This window comes from Mycobacterium sp. NPDC003449 (assembly GCF_053588415.1).
Genome location: NZ_JBSFPX010000049.1, coordinates 1 through 15,628, shown reverse-complemented (window position 1 = coordinate 15,628; position 15,628 = coordinate 1). Strand labels below are relative to the sequence as shown.

The 15,628-nt window shown below is 68.6% G+C and carries 14 protein-coding genes; 4 read left to right on the top strand and 10 right to left on the bottom strand.

The features are described 5' to 3' along the window. Positions 1-27: 27 nt before the first annotated feature. The 3 genes from ACWDTP_RS15060 to ACWDTP_RS15050 form a co-directional block, all read right to left on the bottom strand. Positions 28-906 (bottom strand): cytochrome c biogenesis CcdA family protein, encoded by an 879-nt coding sequence (locus tag ACWDTP_RS15060; protein WP_450020982.1) that lies wholly within the window; start codon positions 904-906, stop codon positions 28-30. Next, on the bottom strand, positions 903-1,412 hold the full coding sequence (locus ACWDTP_RS15055; protein ID WP_450020980.1) for a protein disulfide oxidoreductase: 510 nt from the start codon (positions 1,410-1,412) through the stop codon (positions 903-905). The genes ACWDTP_RS15060 and ACWDTP_RS15055 overlap by 4 nt, the downstream gene beginning before the upstream one ends. 128 nt (positions 1,413-1,540) lie before the next feature. Then, positions 1,541-2,227 carry a GntR family transcriptional regulator gene (locus ACWDTP_RS15050; protein ID WP_450020978.1) on the bottom strand — a complete coding sequence of 229 codons (687 nt, stop codon included), beginning with the start codon at positions 2,225-2,227 and terminating at the stop codon, positions 1,541-1,543. A gap of 209 nt (positions 2,228-2,436) precedes the next feature. On the opposite strand from ACWDTP_RS15050, the gene ACWDTP_RS15045 reads away from it, so the two are divergent. Continuing rightward, positions 2,437-3,384 carry a 3-hydroxyacyl-CoA dehydrogenase family protein gene (locus tag ACWDTP_RS15045; RefSeq protein WP_450020976.1) on the top strand — a complete coding sequence of 316 codons (948 nt, stop codon included), beginning with the start codon at positions 2,437-2,439 and terminating at the stop codon, positions 3,382-3,384. A gap of 201 nt (positions 3,385-3,585) precedes the next feature. Further along, positions 3,586-4,938 (top strand): MFS transporter, encoded by a 1,353-nt coding sequence (locus tag ACWDTP_RS15040; protein ID WP_450020974.1) that lies wholly within the window; start codon positions 3,586-3,588, stop codon positions 4,936-4,938. A gap of 21 nt (positions 4,939-4,959) precedes the next feature. On the opposite strand, the gene ACWDTP_RS15035 is transcribed toward ACWDTP_RS15040, so the two are convergent. Beyond that, positions 4,960-5,988, bottom strand: coding sequence for a fused (3R)-hydroxyacyl-ACP dehydratase subunits HadA/HadB (locus tag ACWDTP_RS15035; RefSeq protein ID WP_450020972.1), 1,029 nt, complete (start codon positions 5,986-5,988; stop codon positions 4,960-4,962). A 115-nt stretch (positions 5,989-6,103) separates the two neighbouring features. On the opposite strand from ACWDTP_RS15035, the gene ACWDTP_RS15030 reads away from it, so the two are divergent. Together ACWDTP_RS15030 and ACWDTP_RS15025 are read left to right on the top strand one after the other, a co-directional pair. Beyond that, positions 6,104-9,604, top strand: a complete 3,501-nt coding sequence (locus tag ACWDTP_RS15030; RefSeq protein WP_450020970.1) for an ATP-binding cassette domain-containing protein — start codon at positions 6,104-6,106, stop codon at positions 9,602-9,604. A gap of 82 nt (positions 9,605-9,686) precedes the next feature. Continuing rightward, the gene (locus tag ACWDTP_RS15025; protein WP_450020968.1) at positions 9,687-10,118 is read left to right on the top strand and encodes a DUF6636 domain-containing protein; all 432 of its coding nucleotides are present in this window, start codon (positions 9,687-9,689) and stop codon (positions 10,116-10,118) included. A gap of 7 nt (positions 10,119-10,125) precedes the next feature. On the opposite strand, the gene ACWDTP_RS15020 is transcribed toward ACWDTP_RS15025, so the two are convergent. The 6 genes from ACWDTP_RS15020 to ACWDTP_RS14995 form a co-directional block, all read right to left on the bottom strand. Next, positions 10,126-10,911, bottom strand: coding sequence for an MHYT domain-containing protein (locus ACWDTP_RS15020; protein WP_450020966.1), 786 nt, complete (start codon positions 10,909-10,911; stop codon positions 10,126-10,128). A gap of 30 nt (positions 10,912-10,941) precedes the next feature. Further along, positions 10,942-11,493, bottom strand: coding sequence for a GTP-binding protein (locus ACWDTP_RS15015; protein WP_450021035.1), 552 nt, complete (start codon positions 11,491-11,493; stop codon positions 10,942-10,944). 13 nt (positions 11,494-11,506) lie between these two features. Further along, the gene (locus ACWDTP_RS15010; RefSeq protein WP_450020964.1) at positions 11,507-11,884 is read right to left on the bottom strand and encodes a DUF742 domain-containing protein; all 378 of its coding nucleotides are present in this window, start codon (positions 11,882-11,884) and stop codon (positions 11,507-11,509) included. Continuing rightward, on the bottom strand, positions 11,884-12,252 hold the full coding sequence (locus ACWDTP_RS15005) for a roadblock/LC7 domain-containing protein (protein WP_450021033.1): 369 nt from the start codon (positions 12,250-12,252) through the stop codon (positions 11,884-11,886). The genes ACWDTP_RS15010 and ACWDTP_RS15005 overlap by 1 nt, the downstream gene beginning before the upstream one ends. 89 nt (positions 12,253-12,341) lie before the next feature. Further along, entirely contained in the window at positions 12,342-14,960 is a 2,619-nt protein-coding gene (locus ACWDTP_RS15000) for a sensor histidine kinase (protein WP_450020962.1), read from the bottom strand. A 200-nt stretch (positions 14,961-15,160) separates the two neighbouring features. Beyond that, a complete protein-coding gene (locus tag ACWDTP_RS14995) occupies positions 15,161-15,625 on the bottom strand; it encodes a hypothetical protein (protein WP_450021031.1) in 465 nt (154 codons plus the stop codon). Positions 15,626-15,628 lie beyond the last annotated feature (3 nt).

Sequence of the window (15,628 nt, the reverse complement as noted above, 5' to 3'; positions counted from 1 at the left end):
CCGGGCCGCGAGCAGACGCGAAACTGCCTATTTTCCAGAGTTTTTGGGCAGGTTTGCGTCTGCTCGGCTAGAGACCGCGCGCCATGAGACCGCAACCGCGATCAATAAGGCCAGCACCGCCAACAGCGGCCACACCCCGATAGCGTCGACCTGGCGGACCAGCCAGGTCTGGACCGCGCCGGCGGCGGTGATGATCGGATCGTCGGGATCGCCACTCGAGAAGTAGAGCCGGATCTCGTAATAGCCGTAGTAGGTGACGTAGAGCCCGGTCAACAGCACGATGACACCGGCGATCCGACCGACGTAGGGCAGTATCCGGCGGATCGCGGTGGTGGCCGATGCGCCGGCCAGGGCCACGGCCATCGCGGCCACCCCGACGGTGATGCTCATTCCGACGGCGTAGGCAATGAAGGCCAGAACGCCGTTGAGTGCCGATCCCTGTTTGAACGTCGTGCTGATCACCGCGAGAAACGGTGCGATCGTGCAGGACAGCGAGGCCACCGCGTAAGCCAGGCCGTAGCCGTACATCGAGAACAGTCGGGTGTTCGGTGACCCGCCCGAGAGCTTGGGCAGCAGGATCGAGATGTCCCGACCCGTGAGCAGCCAGACCGCGGCCACCACGAGGAGTGCTCCGATCACCACCGTGGCGAACGGGAGGTACTTCTGGGCCGAGGCAATCAGCGGCGATATGAGCAGACCGAACACACCGAACACGGTGAGGAATCCGGCGGCCATGGTGACCGTGGCCAGCCCGGCTCGTACGACTGCCGCCGACCGGGACCTGTCCGCATCGGTGCCGGCGATGACCAGTCCCAGATAGCCGGGCAGGAAGGCGAATCCGCACGGATTGAGCGCGGCCACCAGCCCGGCACCCAGTGCGAAACCGAGCGCGGCGCCGTCGATCACCGGTCGGCCAGCGAGGTCACGCGTTCGGTCAGTTCCGATTCGGACAGACCGCTCTTGACCGTATCGATGTTGCCGTCGGACCCGATGAACGCATACGCCGGTTGGTAGGTCACGCCGAACCTGGCCCACACCGCGGCGTCGGTATCGGCCAGCTGGGTGAACCCGCCGACCGAGTACTTGTCGACGAATTCCTTCATGGCCGGAACCTGGTCTTGGGCGGCCACTCCGACGAAGGTCACGCCGGGATTGTCGGCGGCGGCGCGCGCCACCTGCGGCGCCTCACGCTGGCAGTTGGGGCACCAGGGTGCCCAGAACCACAGCACGGCAGGCTTGCCGAGCAGGCTGGCGCCGACGAAGTCGGCGCCGTCGAGGGTGGTGGCGTTGAACTGCAGCTGGGCCGGCGACGCCGGCGCGGCGGCGGATTGGGAACCGCACGCCGCCAACACAACGGCAAGGGCGGCCAGGGCGGCGGCGAATCGCAGCTTCATCGGTGAGTCCTTTGGCATCTCGGGGTTGTCGTGACTGGGTGTCTCACCGAGAGCGTTGCGTTACGGATCTGCGCCGGACCGACCGGTGACGGAACGGTGACGTGTGCAGCCGAATTGGTACCGGTTCGTGGACTGACGGCGGCACCTCAACCGTGGTCGACGAGATCCTTGAAACCCCGGTTCTTGACCCCGTGCAGGTGGTTGATCATCGCCTGCCGGGCTTGTTCGGGTGACCTGGCGTGAAACGTATCCAGAATCGTGGTGTGCTCATCGATCGCGTACTCGGCATCGGTGACGCCCAGTCCGGTGAAGAGCCTGAACCGCTGTACCGACCCGCCGAGGCAGTTGTGCGCCATCATGAGGAATCGGTTGTCCGCGGCCTCGGCGATGAGCTCGTGGAAGCGCAAATCGGCCTGCCAGTACTCCCGGTACTTGGCGAATTCGGTCCCCCTCGGTGCGATGCGCAGATCCGAGATCGACCGCTCCAGCGCCTCGAGCAGATCGGGAGTGGCCCGCTCGCAGGCGCGCGCGGCGTTGACCGGTTCGATGACCAGCCGGGCGTCCATCAGTTCGGTGAGCTCGGTGGTGTTCGGCAATGGCGCGACCCGGTAGCCGCGTAGCGCGACCCGAATCACCAAACCGGTCACCTCGAGGCGGGCGAGCGCCTCGCGCACCGGGGTCGCCGACACATCCAGTTCGCGGGCGATGCCGTCGATGCTGAGGGCTTCGCTCGGCCGGTACCTGCCATCCATCAGCGTTTCCAGCAGCGTGTCGTAGACGTGGTCGGTCAGAACCTGTCGGACAGGTCGCGAGGCGACGCCTTCAGAAGCCACGAAAAGATCCTATAGGAATCGCTTGACAGCCAATCCTCGATCCTATTTCCTATAGGAATATCTGTGACTCAGCTCTCATGACGCTCGGCCTGAGGTGTACACCTCACCCGGGCGGTGACGCACGAGGACGCCCCCGATGACGTGGGCCGACCCGTCCTGTTCGCAGGTCCCGATCGATGACGACAGTGAGAGTGAGCGACACAAACACGATGAGAGATATCGCAGTAATCGGGTCGGGATACATGGGCGGCGGCATAGCGCAGGTCTTCGGCCTCGCCGGGGCCCGCGTCGCCATCGCCGACGTCAACGCCGAGACCGCCGAAGCGAACTACCACCGGCTGATCGGCGAATCGAAGGACTTCGTCGACCAGGGGCTGTTCCCGCAGGACGCCACCGCCACCCTGGAAGCCAACCTCCGGCCCGTCGCCACGATCGCCGACGCGGTCGCCGACGCCCATTTCATCGAAGAAGCGGTGCCGGAGGTCCTGTCGATCAAACACGACACCCTGCGTGAAATCAGCGCCGCCGCCGCGCCGGACGCCATCATCGGTTCGAACACCTCGACGATCTCCATCGCGGACATGGCCGATGCCGTGGCCAATCCGGGCCGGTTCCTCGGCGTCCACTTCAGCAACCCGTCGCCGTTCATCCCCGGGGTCGAGATCATTCCGCACGCCGGCACCGACGAGGACGTGGTGGCCCGGACCCGGCAGCTGATCCACGACATCGGAAAGTCCACCGCCCAGGTCAAGGATGTCACCGGGTTCGTGTTGAATCGGCTGCAGTACGCGCTCTTTCACGAAGCGACCCAACTGGTGGAAGAGGGCACGGCGACCGCCGACGACATCGACACCCTGGTCCGCACGACGTTCGGCTTCCGGCTGCCCTTCTTCGGCCCGTTCGCCATCGCCGACATGGCCGGGCTGGACGTATACGACTTCTGTTACAAGTCTCTGCAGACCGGCTTCCCCGAGCGTTTCGCGACACCACGGGTCCTGACCGAACTGGTAGCGGCGGGCAAGCTCGGAACCAAGACCGGTGCGGGCTTTCTGGACGTCCCGGCGGAGCGCACCCCGGAGCTCATCGCGTACCGGAACAAGGCCTACGTGCTGATGCAGAAACTGCTCGACGAACTCGGGCCCGCCCCACTCAAGTGACACCCGACCCACCGCAGCACGAGGAGTTGTCCGCAATGCGTACTGACGGCCCGCCCCGATGGTCTCGCGAGCGACTGCTGTACCTGACCGTCGGCATCGTCATCTGCGCCGTCGGACTGGTACTGATCTTCGGCACCGGCTGATGCCGCACCCGTCCCGCTCAAATCATCTTTATCGCAACATCCTTCGATAGGAGTACTGATGTCGACCGTGGATCTGACCGCGAGCAGGGAGCTGCTGCGCGACCCTGTTCTCGCATCGGCGATCTCCAAGGCGTCACGCCGGCTGATGCCGATGCTCGTCATCCTCTACATCGTCGCGTTCCTCGACCGTACGAACGTCGGCTTCGCGGCCGAGGCGCTCGAGGTGGACCGCGGGGTCTCCGCGGGTGCCTACGCACTGGGTGCGGGGATATTCTTCATCGGCTACGCCCTGTTCGAGATACCCAGCAACCTCATGCTCAACCGGGTCGGAGCGAAATTCTGGCTCGCCCGCATCGCGATCACCTGGGGAATCGTCTCGGCGTGCTTCGCGTTCGTCCAAGGCCCGAACACGTTCATCGCGCTGCGGTTCCTGCTCGGGGTGACCGAGGCCGGGCTCTTCCCCGGGGTGATCATGTTTCTGGCGGCCTGGTTCCCGAACAAGGTGCGGGTGAAGATGTTCGCCATCTTCTACCTGGCGCAGCCGGTATCCCAGATGCTGGGTGCCCCGCTGTCCGGTTGGTTGATCAACCTCGGTGACCAGATGCCCGGCGTGCACGGTTGGCAGGTCATGTTCGCGGTTGAGGGGCTGTTGGCCGTCGTCGCCGGACTCGCCGCCTTCGTCTTCCTGATCAACGGTCCCGAGCAGGCCAAGTTCCTCTCACCCGCCGAGAAGACCGCGCTCAAAGACGTTATGGCGCAGGAGGACACGGTCAAGGACGAGACCGGTCCCAGCGGGGTGTGGAATGCGATGCGAAACGGCAAGGTCTGGTACTTCACCACCGTCTACTTCTGCCTGCAGGTGGCGGTCTACGGTGTCACCTTCTACCTGCCCACCCAGGTGTCCGAACTCACCGGCACCAAGGTCGGGTTGAAGGTCGGGTTGCTGGTCGGTGTCCCGTGGTTCTTCGGCATCTTCGCCTGCTACCTGATCGGACGCATGTCGACCACCATTGCGCGCCGGCGCATTTGGGCGACGATGCTGTTCCTGTCGACCGGTCTGTGCATCTTCGGGTCCGCCTGGGCCGGGACCTATCACCAACCGGTGCTCGGCCTGCTCTTCATCACCTTGGCGGTGTGCAGCTTCCTCGCCGTCGGACCCATCGTCTGGTCCTACCCCACCGCCTTCCTCACCGGTGCGGCGGCGGCAGCGGGGATCGGCCTGATCAACTCCCTCGGCAACCTCGGCGGGTTCATCGCGCCGATCCTGCGGACCAAGGTCAACGAGATCGTCAACGACGCGGCAGGCTCGGCCGGCATCTACGCACTCGGTGTGCTGCCGCTGATCGCCGCCGCGATGATGCTCTACACCCGCAGGTTCCCGGTCAAGGCCGACGAGCTGCTCGACGACTGACCCGGGGGGACGGTCCGCCGGTCAGCGGAAACGGACGTTCAGCGTCGCCAGGCCGAAGATCTTGCGGTCACCGGACTTCGCGGCGACGATGACGACGCCGGTGCGGGTCGCCGGATCCAGCGACTTGACCCGGCCGCTGAACTCGAAGTCGGCGCCCTCGGCCGCCGACACGATCGCGGGCTGCGACAGCCGTACCGCGTAGCGGGTCACCGCGCCGGGGTCGCCGGACCAGGTGGAGGCGAACCCGGCGCCCAATCCCATGGTGAGCATGCCGTGGGCGATCACGTCGGGCAGGCCGGCCAGCTTGGCGATGTCCTCATCCCAGTGAATGGGGTTGGCGTCGCCGGCCACACCGGCGTAGTTGACCAGATCGCCGCGGGACAGTCGGGTGTGGCGGACCGGCAGCGCGTCGCCGACCGCGACGTCGTCGAAGGACGGTGACCCCGGCGTGCGGGCGGTGCCGTCGGCGATCCTGACCTCGCCCTCGGGGCGCACCGTCTTCTGGTACGGGGCGTCCGACGAACCGACCCTGAGGATGTCGACGTCGTGCATCATCGCCTTCTGCACGGCCACCTTGATCGAGGGGTCGACATCGTCGGCGGTGAGGCCCACGACCGTGGTGTGCAGCGTGTGCACCACTTCGCCCGCGGTGTCGGTGAACGTGTTGGTCACGGTGATCAGGTCGCGGCCGGCGATCCGGCGCACCGACGACAGTTCGACGTCGACCTTCAGGTCGTCGCCGTCCACGATCGGACGGTGCTGCTCGAAGACCTCCTCGGTCTGCAGGTAGGTGTCATACCCGGTGACCACCGATTCGAACAGGTGACGGTTGGCCGCCATGGCCGGGGTCGACGTGAACGTCAGCGGCGCCACCAGGCCCGAATAGCCCAGCTCGGCCGCGGCGGAGAGATCCCAGTGCGCGGGGTGGTAGTCCTGTACGGCGCGCGCGTACTCGCGGACCTTCTCGCGGCCGACCTGGTAGGTGTCCTCGATCTGGTAGTAGTGGCCGACTCGCGATTCGATCGCCGACGCTTCTGGTACTGCGGTCATGGATTTGCTCAACTGTTCTACCGGCCTGTTCGGTAAGGCCGACCACAGCACACTAACGCGTGCGCACCGCGGCAATACACGCATGGGCGGCAGTCGGTGCGTAGCGTCTCCACCGATGACCATGACCACCGACCCCGCGGTCACGCGCATGCCGACGACCGCGGGCCGGAGTCCGGACCGCACCGTCGACTGGCGTCGGTTGCGCGGGCCAGGGGCCGGCGTCGCGCTGGTCGCCCTGATGCTCGCCGCGACCCTGCAGTCGCTGGGCACGGTCGTCATCGGGCGCCTCGCCGCCGACCCGGTGTGGGCCACCGTCACGATTCTGGCCGGCTGCCTGGTGGGATACGCGCTGCTGGACACCATGGGCCGCACGGTCTGGGCGACCATCGCCGACCGGGCCGAAGGGCGCCTGCGCGGCGACCTGCTCAATGCCGCGCTGAATCAGCCGCTCGACCGGCTGTCCGAACAGGCCGTCGGCGAGGTCCTCGACCGCGTCGACGACGACACCCACGAAGTCGGGTCCCTGGTCCGCCAGCAGCTCTGGGACGCGCTGCGCACGCTGTTCTCGGCGGTACCGATGTGGATCGTGGCCGGCCTGACCTGGTGGCCGGCCTGGATCGCCTTCCCCATCGTCGGCCCGCTGACGTATCTGGTGATCCGGTCGCTGCTGCGCCAACTCAGTGAACGCAAGGTCGCCGAGGAGATCGCCTGGACCGACCACGCCGCGGTGATGGAGGAGGCCATCGCCGCGCGCGACGACATCCGCACCGGTCTCGGGCAGGCGCATGTCCTGCGGCGCTGCGCCGAACTGTCGGCCAACATCCAGCGCCGGTTCCGGGCTGTGGTTTCCGTCGAGTCGCGCATCACCCTCCGGGCCGGCGGCCTACTGCACGGCCTGCTGGGCGCCGTCGTGATTGCGGGTGTCGTGCTCGTCACCGGTGGCGGACTCGACATCGCCCGGCTGATCACCCTGTTCCTGGTGAGTGCCACCCTGGTCAACGAAATAGCGCAGCTGGCCCGCCAACTTCCCGAGCTGCAGGCCGGCATGGGTGCCGTCATCCGGCTCCGGCAACTGCTCGCGAGCGAACCGGAACCCAAGGGCGGCCGCGACTTTCCGGACGGCGCCGTCGATATCGCATTCGACGATCTGCACTTCACCTACCCCGACGGCACGTTCGCCCTGGAGAACATCACGCTGCGGGTGGCCGCGGACAGCACCTGCGCGCTGGTCGGGCGGACCGGCTCGGGCAAGTCGACGCTCGCGTCGCTGATCTCGCGGGCACTCGATCCCGAACGCGGTGCACTGTTCGTCGGTGGCGTCGATGTCCTCGACATTGACCTGCAGAAGCTGCGGTCAGCGGTCGGGGTGGTCACGCAACGCACCGAGATCCTGGCGGGCACGCTGGCGCAGAACATCGCCATGTTCGCCGACCTGCCGCGCCGGCGCGTCGAGGACGCCGTCGCCGAACTCGACCTGACCGACTGGGTCGACGGCCTGCCGGACGGGCTCGACACGGTGCTCGGGCCCGGCGGCACGACGCTGTCCGCCGGGGAGGAGCAGCTCGTCGCGTTCGCCCGCCTGCTGGTGCGCACCGTGCGGGTGGTCGTTCTGGACGAGGCGACGGCACGGATGGACCCGGTCACCGAGGCGCGGGTGGTGCGGGCGGCCGACCGGCTGCTGACCGGACGTACGGGAATACTGATCGCCCACCGCCTTTCGACGGTCGCCCGGGCCGATCAGGTGGCGGTGCTGGACGCCGGCCGCATCGTCGAGCAGGGTCCGCGGGCCGAGTTGGAAAGCCGGCCGGGCCCGTTCCGCCGGCTGCTCGACGCCTACGGCGACGGTGACGCGCCGGCCGCCGCCGTCGATGACGAGACCGGGATCGGTGGCGTGCGACGCCAGGGCCCGCCGCCCGAGTTGCCCGACGTCGACGGGGGCCCGAGCCTGGCCCGTGGGATCGCCCACATGGTCCGGGTCTACCCGGCCTGGGGGCTGCTCGGGGCCGCACTGTTCATGCTCACCGGGTTGATCGGCGCGACGGGCGCCGTCAGCGGATTCCTCTGGGGCAATCTGGTGCAGAATCTGGAGGCCGGCGCGGCACCGATCCTGCTCACGGTGGCCGTGGTGCTCAGCATCGGAGCCGAGCCCTTCCTGCTGGCCCTGGCCCTCCGCCGGTTCCTGCCGTGGTGGTCGGCGTGCGCGCTGCGGATCCGGATGTGCGTGCTGGACGCGCAGACTCGGCAGCACCGGCTGGCCCGGACCCCGCCGGGCGAAGTGGTATCGCGCGTGCTCGACTCCGACCGCTTCCTGCGGTACGCCGACCGTTGCAACGACGTGGTCAGCGGGGTGGTCATCGCCGTCACCGCGTCCTTCCTCGGTGGCACGGCCGTCGCGGGAGCCATCCTGCTGGCCGTGATGGTCGCGGCGGCGGCCACCTCGGTGGCCGGCCGCCCCGCGGCGGGACGGTCGGCGGCCGCGGCGTCGGCAACCCGGGCCAACTTCGGCCGGACCCTGGTATCGGTGCTGGAGAGCGTCCGCACCGTCAAACTCTGCGCCGCCACCGGCGATGTCCGCGCACACCTCGGGCAGGTCGACAGCGGGCGGGTCGGCGCCGCCGTACGCGAACACCAGGTGCAGGCGGTACTTTTCGGCGTACCGGTGCTGATGGTGCAGCTCGGGGTCGTGGCGGCCTGGATCGTCTACCTCCTCGACGGCTGGAATCTGGCTGTGGCGCTACTCGTTTCGGGTGCGGTAGCCGGATTCGACTACTTCGGCAGTGTGGCCGGTGCGGTTGTCACCGACGCACCGGGGACCCGGGCCTGGCAGCTGGCGACCAGCCGGTTCGCCGGCGGCGCCGATCTGATGGACGTTCCGCCGGGGGTCGACGTGGTGGCCGGGACCGCACCGCCGCCGCAGCCCGCGCGGCGAACACCGTTGCGCCGTCTCGAACTGAGTGGTGTTGCCGCGGTGCACGACGACGGGACCCGCGGCGTCTCCGGTGTCGATCTCACCGTCGCGGCCGGCGAACTCGTCCTGCTCCTGGGCCAGGTCGGGTCGGGTAAATCGAGCCTGCTGCTGGCGTTGTGCGGGCTCGTCGGCCATACCGGCGACATCCGCTGGAACGGCGTCGAGGTCGGCGATGCGCAGACGTTTCTGCGACCCGGCCGGGTCGCCTACGTCGCACAGGTGCCGCGGGTCCTGTCCGGTACGTTCGCCGACAATGTGCGCCTCGATCACGACCGCGAGATCGGCCGGGCCGTCGCGGATGCCGGGTTGGGGCCCGACATCGAGGCCGCGGGCGGGCTCGATGCGCTGGTCGGGCATCGCGGTGTCCGCCTGTCCGGTGGGCAGGTCCAGCGGCTGGCGCTGGCCAGGGCGCTGGCCGTGGAGCCGGAACTGCTTCTGGCCGACGATATCTCCAGCGCCGTCGACGCCACCACCGAGGCGCAGCTGTGGGCGGCCCTGCGCGCCCGCGGTGTCACGGTGCTCGGTGCCACCTCCAAGCGGGCGGCGCTGGCCCGGGCGGACCGTGTGGTCGTTCTGGTCGACGGTGCGATCGCCGCGACCGGTGCCTGGGCCGACCTCGAACCGGCCTGGGGGCACCTGGCCGGCTGAGACGGGGGTGTTCTCGGCGGCGCGCGTCTCGTAGCATCGATTGGCGGATCCACTGACCGGACGGGGCCGCCCGATGAGACGTATGGCCATTGTTGAATTCGCCGTGCTGATGCTCGCGGGATTCTCCACGGTGTCGTCGGCGCACGCCGCGCCGGGGGACCGGGAGGTCCACGAACTCACCGCGTTCGGCTCACCGAGCGGTAACGTCGGCTGCCAGATCACTCCGACCGGTGTGCGCTGCGATATCGACCAGCAGGACTGGTCACCGCCGCCCCGCCCGGCCGACTGCAGGCTCGATTACGGGAAGGCCGTCGCGGTCGGGGTGGGTGAACCGGCTCGGTTTCTGTGCGCGGGTGATACCGCACGAACCGGTTCCGGGGAGCCGCTGGCCTACGGCGCGGCGATCACCGCGGGCCCGATCCGGTGCGAAAGCTCCGAATCGGCGATGACCTGCCGGGATACCGGTTCCGGCCACGGCTTCTCGATCGCCCGCGAGGCGTATCGACTCTTCTGATTCGCGGTCAGCGATGGCGCCCGGACGACGTGGCGACGGCGCGTGATTCGCCCTCGTCGTCGGCGGCGGCGGGATCGGATGCCAGCATCACGGCGGTGATGGGGACGACGAGCGCGAGCAGGCCGATCACGAACACCGGGAACAGGAACGAGAACACCTCGGGCCCACCGGGAACCGGCAGCGACCTGTCGACGGTGACCCGCACCGCGGCCATACCGGTGTAGTGCATGCCGACGACGGCGACGCCCATCACCAGGCCCGCGACGAATCGCATGGCCCGGGTCTTGAGCACCAGGGTGAACCACAGCGCGGCCGTCGCGGCGACCACGGCGATCACGAACGACAGCGCGACCAGCGTGGTGTCGTAGGAGATGTCGCCCTGGATCTGCATCGCCCACATCCCGGTGTAGTGCATCAGGGCGACGGCCAGCCCGGTGATCACGCCTCCGGCGATGAGCCTGCGCACGTCGAGGGTCCGGCCGATCGTGACCAGCCCGGCGAAGACCGCGGAGATCGCCAGCACCGCCGATGCGACCGTCCAGCCGAGGTGGTAGCGGACCACGCTGTTGGGCACCGCGAAGCCGAGCATCGCGATGAAGTGCATGAGCCAGATCCCGACACCACCGATGGCGATCGACGCCATCAGGAGCCAGCGCAGCCTGCCACGTTCGCTGTCGGCCCTTGCGCTGCAGCGGGTGCACGCCAGCCCGACGACCGAGCCGGTCACCGAGACGATGTAGGCCAGGAACAGCAGCCACAGGCCCATGTCGAAGTGATGCACGTGATGGTTCATGTTTATTCCTTAAACGGGCGGGCGCGTGGATCAGTGGACCGTCGTCGTCAGACGGTCCAGCGCATATGAGGTGAGTGAGATCAGCGCGTTCTTCGCCGAATCGCGCTGTCGTGCATCGACACCGATGATCGGCACCCCCGGGGAGACCGCCAGTGCTTCGCGCAGATCGTCGAAGTCGTGCACCGGCGCGTCGTCGAATTCGTTGACGGCGATCAGGAACGGCAGGCTGCGGGCCTCGAAGAAATCGACGGCGGCGAAGCTGTCCTCGAGCCTTCGGGTGTCGACCAGGACGATGGCGCCGATCGCGCCGTGCACCAGGTCGTCCCACATGAACCAGAACCGGCGTTGCCCCGGCGTGCCGAACAGGTAGAGCACGAGGTCGCTTGCGATCGTGATCCTGCCGAAGTCCATTGCCACCGTGGTGGTTTCTTTACCGGGGATCGCGTCGAGGTCGTCGTGCCCGTGCGAGACATTGGTGACAAGGGCCTCGGTGCGCAACGGCATGATCTCCGAAACCGCGCCGACGAACGTGGTCTTGCCGACGCCGAAGCCACCGGCGATCACGATCTTCGTCGACGCCATCGTGGTGTCGGAGTCAGAGTGCGCGTAATCCACTGAGGGTCCTCTCGATCAGTTGGCGCCGCTCTGTCGTGGTCGAACGGTCTGTCAGCGTGGCGTGGATGCGTAGGTGGCCACTCTCCACCAGGTCTCCGACCAGCACCCGGGTCACCCCGATCGGGATACCGGCGTAGGCCGAGATCTCGGCGACCGAAGGCCGGCCGCTGCACAGTCGGAGGATGACGGCGGGGATGTCGCCGGGCGCGCAGTCGAGTTCGGCACCTGAGGCCAGGGCCTCCACGGGAGCCTCGATCGGCATCTCGACCCTGCTGCGGGTCCGCCCGCCGGTGAGCGTGTACGGCCTGGCCCGACTGGCCGGCTGTCTGGGTCCGGGTTTGTCCATGCTGAGTGTCATCACATGGCCTGGTCGGCGCGCGGCGTCGCCTGGATGGTCTTGCCGACCCGGTCGACGAGCAACGCCATCTCGTACCCGACCTGTCCGATATCGCATGAGACGGACGCGAGAGTCGCGAGATACGAGCCGTTTCCGACACCCATCAGCAGCAGGAAGCCGTCGTCCATCTCGACGATCGACTGGCGGACGTTGCCGGCTTCGAACAACCGGGCGGCACCGGTCGACAGGCTCGCCAACCCGGATGTCACGGCGGCCAACTGTTCGGCGCGGTCGGCGGGCAGATGGGTGTTGGAGGCCATCAGCAGGCCGTCGGCGGAGACCAGGATCGCATGGGTGACACCCGACACGTCACGCACGAAGTTCGACATGAACCAGTCGAGGGTGCGCCGTGTCGTCGCGGTCGTGGGAGCTGTGGCAGCGGAGCTGGCCGACCGGGCGTCTGGTTGCGTTCCGGTGTTCATCGGTCTCCTTCGATTCGGCTGTGTGCTGCATCGGTTTCGGCTCGGCCGCGGCGAACCCCGGCGAGCTGTCGGCTGAGGATGTCTCGGATCGCTCCGGGATCTTTACCCATATCCGACCTGGCGTGCGCGCCCGAACCGGCATTGTCCGGCACCAGGCGTGCGCCCCGTTCGCGGATCGGCAGCCCGGTGCCGGTGTGGCGCTGCGGTTCCTGTTCGACGGCCTTGGCGGCCGCAGCCCAGGCGGCGTCCGACGGGCTCGCCCAGACCCGGTTCCGCGATTCCGGCGTGGTCGGGTCCATCAGCCATTCCGATGCCATCCGGTCGAAGATCGGCGCGCTCTCCAAACTCTCGGCCTCGATGTCCGCCGGGGTGGCCTCGGGCGGACGCTCGGGCTCGGGGACCGGCGGTTCGGCCGGGGAGGGCGCGGACGTGAAATAGGACAGCGCGTTACCCCGTGCTGGGCGCGCGGGTTTCTCGGCGGGAGCCGGCTCCGTTGCCGCGAGGCCGTACCCGCCGGTGGCGGTCGCGCCGGTGACCCCGCTCGCGCCCGGCGACCGCTTGGGCAGCGTGCTGCCGTTCTTGGCCGCATGAACCTGGGGCGGCGACCCGTGGTCGCGAGCCGGCTCCGGCGGGGCGTCGGTGCCCGGCCCGGAACCGAATCCGCTCGCGAGGGCCCGGTCCGGGGTCCGGCCGTGCCGTGGTGAGCGGGGCGGGGCGGCGAATGCCTGGCTGTCGGCCGTGTCGACCATCCCCGACGGTGGCGCGAGCAGTGCGCCGGGCAGGTGCACACTCGCGGTCACCCCGGGCCGGTCGGTCAGCCCGGCGGTGGTGCGCAGCCGCACCGTCGCGCCGTGCCGGGCCGCCAGCCGGCCGACGACGAACAGGCCCATCCGCTTGGCGGTCTCGGAGGTCACCTCGCCGCCGAGGGCGAGCCGATCGTTGGCCGCGTCCAGATCGTCCTTGGGCATGCCCAGACCGCGGTCGGCGACCTCGACCAGCAGGCCGGCGTCGACGGCCCGCCCGACCGTCACCATGACCGGTGACTCCGGTGGGGAGTAGCGGAGCGCGTTGTCGAGCAGTTCGGCGATCAGATGGCCGATGTCACCGGCCGCCGCGCCCGAGACGGAGATGTCGCCCACGGCCCCGACCTGGACCCGTCGGTATTCCTCCACCTCGGACATCGCGGCGCGCAGCACATCGGGCAGCGCGACGGGGGCCGACGCGCGGTGGCGCTCCACGGTATCGGCCAGGACCAGCAGGTTGTCGCCGTTGCGGCGCATCCGGGTGGCGAGATGGTCGAGCCGGAACAGATGGTCGAGCCGGGACGGATCCTCCTCGTCGAGCTCGAGGGTCTCGATGAGCGCGAGCTGTTCGTCGATGAGCGATCGGCTTCGGCGGGACAACGTCTCGAACATATCGCCGATCTGGATGCGGACCCCGTGCTCGCCGGCCAGCCGGACGGCCTGCGAGTGGATGTCGTCGATCGCCCGGGCCAGCTGCCCGACCTCCTCTTTGGTCGTGACCGGCAACGCGGTGATGTCCGGGACGCCACCGCCCTTGCTCAGCCGTTCGATCTCCTCCGGCAGCTCGACCTGCGCGACGTGCAGCGCGCCGCGGCGAAGACGGGCGATCGACCGGATCAGCGACCGGCCGACCGCGAGGGCAAAGGCCAGTGCGGCCAGCACCGCACCGAGGATGATCGCGGTGTCACGCAGCGCATCGGACCGCAAGGTGTTGGCCCGGGCGTGCAGGGTGCCGTCGAGGTCGGACGAGAGCCGCTGGGTCATCGCCTGGTACTGGTCGACGCTCGTCTGCATCGCGCCGGTGAACGCGGGCGTGTCCACGGACTCGCCCAGCGGCCGGTTGTAGGTGGCGCGGCGCACGTCGGAGGCACTGCGCAACGCCGTGATCTCGTCGCTGGATGTCAGCTGGGCCAGCCGGTCGATGGCCGCGGCCTCCGCACCGGCCGCGTCCGCGGCGGCGGTGCGCAGCTCGACCGAATCGAGGAAGCCCGGCGTGGCCACCAGCACCCGCTGCGCGGTCAGTGCGCGCTGCGCCGAAAGGGCGCTCACCAGCTGGTCGGCCAGCGGGCGCACGGCACTGTCGTCGGCGTTGGCGGTGGTCCGCGCGATCGCCGACACCACGTCGGTGGCCACGCTGTCGGCCCGGTCGGCGATCTCGGGCTGCGGCACCGGGCCGGATCCGATCGCGTCCCGCAGGGTCTTGGCCGTCGACGATGCGGTCGTCAGGTCGGTCGCGACCTTCTGGTCGAGTTCGGTGGACGTGACCAGCGAAGCCAGGTCCGCCACGCTCGTGTCGAACGCGGCGGCGGGTTCATCGGTGGGTGCGCGCGAGGCCGCGGCGTCGGCGAGCGCATCGAGGCGGTCGACCATCCCGACCGCGGGTACGACGATCGCGGCGCTGTCGGATACGACGCCCAACCGGGATGCGTCGGTGAGTTCGTTGTAGATCCGGACCGCGCCGAACGTCGCGGCCAGCAGGATCGGCAGGACCAGCGTCGCCGCGACTTTCCAGCGCAGCGGCCAGCCGTCGAACGACGCGCGCGGCATCGTCGGACGCACCCGCTCACCAACGTTCGGATCATCTGAATCCACGGCCGTACCACCCTCCGCCGAGCTAATTAACGTTCAGGTAGGAGCACCCGGCCACCGCACAGGCTAAACGAGCTATAACGATTCCGCATCGACGGAGCGGACCGGGGCGCGTCAGCTGGTGAATGCCTGCCACATGTGCGAAGCGTCTGCGTGGGTTTTCTGCCCAAATGTAAGAAAACACTGCGATTGTCGGTGCGGCCTCATCCGGGGGACCCCGCGGCGTCGCGTCGCGCAGTGGCGGCGGCACGCGGCAGCCGCCGCTTCAGCCGGGCGCTTCTGAGCACCTGAATGGCCATGTTGGTGGACGTGATCATCGGGATGACGCCGAGGAACGTTCGCTCCGAGGGGGTGTGGCCGTGCAGTTGCTCGAGGCTGCCGAACACATAGAAGCAGCCGAGGCAGAAAAGGGTGGCCGGAACGGCCAGTGCCAGCACACTGCCACGGTCGGAGAGGACCTGCCGGGCCAGGTTCAGTTCGTCGTCGGTGAGCGGCTCACGTTTGCCGACCTTGCGCACGGCGGAGCGCACGGCGCCGATGTCGAGGCCCAGCACGACATGTGGGCGACCCATCATCCGCCTGGTGAACAGGAAGGCGACCACGGCGAACACACACACCAGCGCGAACGCGGCGATCGCCAGGATCCCGAAGAGGCTCGAAGTCGTCATGTC